Source organism: Streptomyces sp. NPDC054956, from assembly GCF_053609185.1.
Genome location: NZ_JBSGXB010000073.1, coordinates 20,863 through 27,493, shown reverse-complemented (window position 1 = coordinate 27,493; position 6,631 = coordinate 20,863). Strand labels below are relative to the sequence as shown.

Annotated in this window: 5 protein-coding genes and 1 tRNA gene; 5 read left to right on the top strand and 1 reads right to left on the bottom strand. The window is 74.2% G+C overall.

Annotated elements, in window-relative coordinates; all coding sequences use genetic code 11:
• The first annotated feature begins 58 nt into the window (after positions 1-58).
• Positions 59-538, top strand: a complete 480-nt coding sequence (locus tag ACWGDE_RS14845; RefSeq protein WP_453389382.1) for a phospholipase — start codon at positions 59-61, stop codon at positions 536-538.
• 116 nt (positions 539-654) lie between these two features.
• On the opposite strand, the gene ACWGDE_RS14840 is transcribed toward ACWGDE_RS14845, so the two are convergent.
• Positions 655-727 (bottom strand) — tRNA-Arg (locus ACWGDE_RS14840).
• Between the two features lie 332 nt (positions 728-1,059).
• Here ACWGDE_RS14840 and ACWGDE_RS14835 point away from each other — a divergent pair.
• From ACWGDE_RS14835 to ACWGDE_RS14820, 4 genes are all read left to right on the top strand, one after another.
• Positions 1,060-2,676, top strand: a complete 1,617-nt coding sequence (locus ACWGDE_RS14835) for a dynamin family protein (protein ID WP_453389378.1) — start codon at positions 1,060-1,062, stop codon at positions 2,674-2,676.
• A gap of 4 nt (positions 2,677-2,680) precedes the next feature.
• Entirely contained in the window at positions 2,681-4,507 is a 1,827-nt protein-coding gene (locus ACWGDE_RS14830) for a GTPase (protein WP_453389377.1), read from the top strand.
• A 134-nt stretch (positions 4,508-4,641) separates the two neighbouring features.
• A complete protein-coding gene (locus tag ACWGDE_RS14825) occupies positions 4,642-5,049 on the top strand; it encodes a single-stranded DNA-binding protein (protein WP_112451956.1) in 408 nt (135 codons plus the stop codon).
• A 245-nt stretch (positions 5,050-5,294) separates the two neighbouring features.
• Positions 5,295-6,524, top strand: coding sequence for a thioester domain-containing protein (locus tag ACWGDE_RS14820; protein WP_453389376.1), 1,230 nt, complete (start codon positions 5,295-5,297; stop codon positions 6,522-6,524).
• The last annotated feature ends 107 nt before the right edge of the window (positions 6,525-6,631 follow it).

Sequence of the window (6,631 nt, the reverse complement as noted above, 5' to 3'; positions counted from 1 at the left end):
GAGACAGGCCCTCGCCCCCACCCCCGCCCAGGCCCCGCCCCGCGCGTCCGCCCGGGGGATCCCCGGCGCGCCCTCCCGGGGCCCCTCCCGAACGCGCGCCGTCCTGGCCGCGGCGGTCGCCGTGTCCGCCGCCCTCGCCTTCGCACAGCCCGCGTCCGCCGCCCCGGAGGTCCCGGCCGACAAACCGCGGGTGCTGAGTTCCTGGACGCAGGTCGGCGCCGCCAGCTACGAGGCCTGGACCGCGGCCCGCGATCACCGGGACACGTGGCTGGCGTACGGCTTCGACTGGTCGACGGACTACTGCACGACCTCCCCGGACAACCCCTTCGGCTTCCCCTTCCGCACGGCCTGCGCCCGCCACGACTTCGGCTACCGCAACTACAAGGCGGCGGGGGAGTTCACGAGCGCCAAACCGCGGCTGGACGAGATGTTCCACGCGGACCTGAAACGGGTCTGCACCCGCTACTCGGGTGCGAAGAAGGCCTCGTGCGACGGCACCGCCTGGACGTACTACCAGGCGGTCAAGGCCTTCGAGTAGGCCCGTACGAGTGGTGTCCGGATCTGTTTACGCCACCGCTACGGCAGCCTCGCTAAGGTGCCCTGACCTGCAAGAAAGCCCTCCGCTGGGGAGGGCTTGGGGTGGGACGGGAAGAGTGCCCCCGGCAGGACTCGAACCTGCGGCCAAGTGCTTAGAAGGCACCTGCTCTATCCACTGAGCTACGGGGGCCGGAAGGTGGCCGTGGTGGCCTGGAGCCCCTGGGTGGGGGTGGGACTGCGGTCCGTGCCGGGTCAAGGATAGGGCTCCGGTTGCCTTGTCCCGGTTGCTTCACCCGCGTGCCACGATGTGGAGGTTCGGTGAAGCGGTCCCGATAATCGCAGGCAGGTGCGATTCTCGCACCGCTTTTGCGCCGTGGCGCCCTGGGTGTTGTGCACTCGTTATGCCTGCGCCCCACTCGTCCGCTCTGTCCAGGATGTGCCGCTGGAGTAGCGGTCGGCGCGCAGAGGACGTATAAGCTTCAAAAATGGTCCCAAATTGGGCATTCTTCGCATGTGGTGACCTTGGATGTTCGGCCTCAGCTGCTCGATGCCCTGTCCGCCCTGCGCGACCGGGTCGCGTCCGTGCGTCTGCCGCTGCCCCTGCCCGGCGCCCCCCGCGCCCGCCAGACCAGAGCCGAGCTGCTCGCGCAGCTCGACGACTATCTCGTACCCCGGCTGAAGGCGCCGGAGGCGCCGCTGCTCGCCGTCGTCGGCGGGTCCACCGGGGCCGGTAAGTCCACCCTCGTCAACTCCCTCGTGGGGCGCCAGGTGAGTGAGGCCGGAGTGCTCCGGCCCACGACCCGCACGCCCGTACTCGTCTGCCACCCGGATGACCACCACTGGTTCGCCGGGGTGCGGGTACTGCCCGACCTGATGCGCGTCTGGGCTCCGCAGGACGAGGAGGACGTCCCGTCGCCGGCCCGTAAATCCCTCCGCGAACGAGCGGACCACCGTACGAAGACCCCCCGCGAAGTACGCATCGAGACCGTCTCCACCCTGCCCCGCGGCCTCGCCATCCTCGACGCCCCCGACATCGACTCCCTCGTCGTCGACAACCGGACGCTCGCCGCGGAACTCATCTGCGCCGCCGACGTCTGGGTCATGGTCACCACCGCCTCGCGCTACGCCGACGCCGTGCCCTGGCACCTCCTGCGCACCGCCAAGCAGTACAAGGCCACCCTGATCACCGTCCTCGACCGGGTCCCGCACCAGGTGCTCGCCGAGGTCTCCCGGCAGTACGGGGCCCTGCTCACGCGGGCCGGGCTGGGCGACGTACCCCGGTTCACCGTTCCCGAGCTGCCCGAATCGGCCGGCGGCGGCGGGCTCCTGCCCGGCAGTGCCGTCGCCCCGCTCTTCGCCTGGCTCGCCCACCACGCGCAGGACCCGGCCGCCCGGCAGTACGCCGTCGGGCGCACCGCGCTCGGCGCGCTCGACTCCCTCGGCCGCCGGATGCCGGAGCTCGCCTCGGCCGTCGCCGCGCAGCACGCCGCCGCCGTACGGCTGACATCGGCCGTCGAAGACGCGTACAAGAGGGAGGGCAAGAGGGTCCGCAACCGGCTCGACCGCGGCGCCGTACTCGCCGGGGACGCGCTGACCCGCTGGCGCGGCTACCCGCTCGACACCAGCGCCGACGAACTCCTCGACTCGCTCGCCGAATCCCTCGCCGCACTGCTCCAGTGCGCCGTGGCCGCCGCCGACGAACGGATCGCCGAGGCCTGGCGGCGCGAGCCCGCCGCGGGCGCCGTCGTACTGCCCGCCCCCGACAGGGAGGCGGCGGAACGTATCGGCATGGCGGTACGGCGCTGGCGGCGCGTGCTGGAGGAGCTTGCCGAGGAGGAGGTGGCGCGGCTGGAGAAGCAGCCCGCACCCGACCCCGACGGCATCGCCGCCCTGCTGGTCGCCGCCCTCCTCGGAGGCAAGCGGGCCCGCCCGGCCGGCGAGAAGCTCGCCGAGCGGATCGGAGTACAGGCCGCCGTACGCCTGCGCGACCGGGGCGGTGAGCTGGTCGGCGAACACCTCGACCAGGTGCTGCGCGCCGAACGCGACCGCCGCCTCGCACCCATCGAGGCGCTCGAAGTGAGCCCCGAACCCCAGGCCGAGCTGATCGCCGCCCTGTCCGTACTGCAGAAGGAGAGGTGATGAGGTGACTGCCTTGACCGACCGCACCGACGACCGCTGGGACGACGGACTCATCGCGCGCTCGCGCCCCCGGAACACCGACGACGACTGGCCCGGGACCGGCGACGACGAGGGCGACGAGGCACTCGTACGGGCGGTTTCCGGCGCCGGGAGCGACGGAGGCAAGGCGCCCGCACCACCACTCAGCCCCGAGGCGCAGGCGCTGCGCGTCCGCCTCGACGCCCTGCGCCAGCTCATCGGACTGTCCCGGACCAGAATCCTCGACGGCAAGACCCTCGCCGAAGCCGGACGGGTCCTCGACGAGGCGGCCGCGCGGCGCGGACTCTCCGCGCAGCACACGGTCGTCGCCATCGCCGGAGCCACCGGAAGCGGCAAGTCCACCCTCTTCAACTCACTCGCCGGAGTGCAGATCTCCGAAACCGGACTGCGCAGGCCGACGACCGCCGCACCCATCGCGTGCAGCTGGTCCGACGGCGCGGCCGGCCTCCTCGACCGGCTGGAGATCCCCGGACGGCTGCGCCGCCGCCCCCGCGAGACCTCGGAAGCCGAGGCGCTGCGCGGAATGGTCCTGGTCGACCTGCCCGACCTGGACTCGGCGGTCGGCGCGCACCGCGACCACGTCGACCGGGTACTGGCCCTGGTCGACGCCGTGGTGTGGGTGGTCGACCCCGAGAAGTACGCGGACGCCGTGCTGCACGAGCGGTACCTGCGGCCCCTGGCCGGGCACGCGGAGGTGACCTTCGTCGTGCTCAACCAGGTGGACCGGCTGCCCGGAGAGGCCGCGGACCTCGTACTGGACGACCTGCGCAGACTCCTCGACGACGACGGGATCGCACTCGGCGAGCACGACGAACCCGGAGCCACCGTCCTCGGGATTTCCGCCCTTACGGGTGAAGGAGTCGCGGAACTTCGCGAACTCCTCGGACAGTTCACCCAGGAGAAGGGAGCCGCGACCCGGCGGATCTCCGCCGACGTGGACAAGGCCGCCGCACACCTGCGACCGCTCTACGTCGCCGACGGCCACCCCGGCCCGGAAATCGGCGAGGCGGCGCGCGCCGAGTTCGAGGACCGGCTCGCCGAGGCGGTCGGCGCGTACGCGGCCGGTCTCGCCGCCGAGCGGGCCTGGCGGCGCAACGCCGGAAAGGCCTGCGGGACCCCGTGGCTGCGCCTGTGGCGGTGGTACGAGAGCCGGCGCGCCCCGCGCACCCTGGCCGGCCTCGCCGCGCTGGCGGCGATCGGCCGCTCCCCGACGGCCTCCGAGCCGCCCGTCGAGGAGGAGGTGACGGCCCGCCAGCGCGTGGAACAGGCGGTACGGACCGTCGCCGACGAGGCGGTGCGCGGACTGCCCGACCCGTGGGCCCAGGCCGTACGGGAGACCGCGGTGCGCGGCGCGGACCGGCTCCCGGAGGCCCTGGACGAGATCGCGGTGACGCTCGGCGCGGCGGTCGCGGTGCCCAGCGCCAAGCCCCCGCGGCCCTCCTGGTGGCCGGCGGCGGTGCTCGCGCAGGCGGCCATGACCCTGCTCCAGATCTACGGCGGGCTCTGGCTGGTCGGACAGATCGTCGGCGTCCTGGAGCCGAGCCTGATGCCACCAGTGCTCCTGATGGTCGCGGGCATCGTCGGCGGCCCGCTGGTGGAGTGGGCCTGCTCGATCGGGGCCAGGGGCCCGGCCAGGCGGTACGGACAGGACGCGGAGCGGCGGCTGCGGCAGGCGGCGGCCGGCTGCGGGCGCGCCCGCGTGCTGGAACCGGTGGCCGCGGAGCTGCTGCGCTACCGGGAGGTCCGCGAGCAGTACGCGACGGTGGCGAAGTTGTCCACAACCCGTCAGTAATCCACAGGCTCCGGCGGATTCCGGCGGACCGGGCCAGCATGGTCCTACCTCGTGCGGATGGTCCGGACGGGTGGGGATCGCGGGTCGGGCGGGCGCTTCGTCGAGCGCGCGGCGACCCCGGGAGGACGGCCGGGATGAACGACACCCAGGTGACGCTGGTGGGCTACGTGGCCACGCAGATCGACTACAAGGAGACGCCGAGCGGCCCCGCGGCCCGGTTCCGGTTCGCGGTGACCCCGAGGTACTTCGACCGCAAGAAGGAGGCCTGGGCGGACGCGCCCACCAGCTTCTACACCGTGTGGGCCCGGCGCGGCCTCGCCGTGAACCTCGCCGGATCCGTTTCCGTGGGCGAACCGCTGGTGGTCCACGGGCGGCTGCGGGTGCGCGAGGACCCGCCCGACGGGGAGGGGAACAGGTGGTTCTCGGCGCAGATCGACGCGACCGCCATCGGGCACGACCTGAACCGCGGTACGGCGGCCTTCCGCCGGGTCGTCAGGACGGACACCCCGCTGATGGGTACTCAGAAGGCGGCGGTGGTCTGAGTGTTCGAGGAGGCTAGGATTCCCCGGTACTCACGGGCACCTGGGCCTTCGGCCCGAAGGGGAAGACTGTGTCGATTGCCGTTCCCGCATCCTCCGCTCCTGCACCCGCTCCTGCACCCGCTCCTGCGCCTGCTCCTGTCGTGGCTGCCGCTCCCACCGCTCACACCGCTGCCGCTGTCGCGCCTGCCGTCGCGCGGGCCCTCCCTCCCGCCGGTGCGCCGGATTCCGGCCCGGTTCCCGCGTCCGTGCACGTCACCCCGTCGGCGCGCGCGACGATCGGCTCGGCCGTACGGGGCTCCGCGCGGCGGCCGTTCGCCGTCGCACTGCTCGCCGCAGCCCTGGCGGCGGCGCCGGGAGCCGGGGCGGCCGCCGACAGCGGCCCGGTCGCACCCCGGGCACCGGAGGGCGCGAGCGCGGTGCTCGACGGGCTGAAGACCTACGGGCAGGCGGTCCTGCGCGGCCCGGACGGCTCGGTGCGCCAGATCCCGGCCGGGCTGTACGAGATGCGGGTCGACGGCGGCGGCATGCTCCAGACGTACGGAGTCGGCGTCGCGGGCAACGCGCAGCCCCAGACCCGGTACACGGAGAGCGGGTGGAGCGGTACGCCGCTCGCCGGGAACGACGAGGCGGGCCGGATCCGCTGGGTCCTGGAGCACTCCTACCCCCAGCTGAACGACCTGGCCGGGCTCGCCAAGGCGGCCGGAGCCGCGGGGCTCACCGCGGAGAGCGCGGCGGCCGGGACCCAGGTGGCCATCTGGCGGCTGGCCGACGGCGTGCGCGTGGAGGCGGCCGATCCGCAGGCGGAGAAGCTGGCGGCCTACCTCCAGCGGGAGGCGGGCCGGCTGCCGGAACCGCCGGCTTCGCTGGCCGTGGACCCGGGCGAGGTGTCGGGGCCGCTGGGCACCCGGCTGGGACCGGTCACGGTGCGGACGAGCGCGCACAGCGTGAGCGTGACCCCGGACGCGGCGGCCCTGGCCATGGGGGTGCGGGTGGTGGACGCCGACGGGCGGCCGGTCACCAGCGCCGCCAACGGGAGCAAGCTGTTCTTCGAGGTGCCGGCGGGGACGCCGGACGGCACCGCCTCGGTCACCGTCCACGGCTCCACCCGGGTACCGGTGGGGCGGGTCTTCACCAGTGGGGTCCCGGCCCAGGTACAGATCGTCGCCGGCTCCAGCGAGTCCGCCGCCGCGGCCACGGCGACGGCCCGGTGGCCGCAGGCACCCGCGGCCCGGCCGGCCGGCACGGAGACCTCGGGCACGGCGGTGACGACGCTCGGCGCGGTGTCCGCACCCGCCTCGGCGGCGGGCCCGGACACCTCGGAGGAGCGGCTGGCCTCCAGCGGCAGCTCGGCGGCCACCCCGGTGATCGCCTCCCTGGCGGTGGGCCTGGTGGTCCTCGGCGGACTGGTCGTCCTGCTCCTGCGCAAGCGCCCCCTGGAGGACGGCCCCGGCCCGGACCGCGACACGGGGCGCTAGCCGACCGGTGCCGCCCGGGCCCGCGGGCCCCGGACCGGCCCCCTGCGTGGCGGCCCTTCGGGGCGCCCCGGCGGCCAAGTGGGCGCCGGTCGGCCCGCGGGTCGGTT

What these genes read in the sequence shown, in the direction of transcription:
- ACWGDE_RS14825 (WP_112451956.1), top strand. Translation starts at nt 4,642, where the DNA reads ATGAACGACACCCAGGTGACGCTGGTGGGCTACGTGGCCACGCAGATC.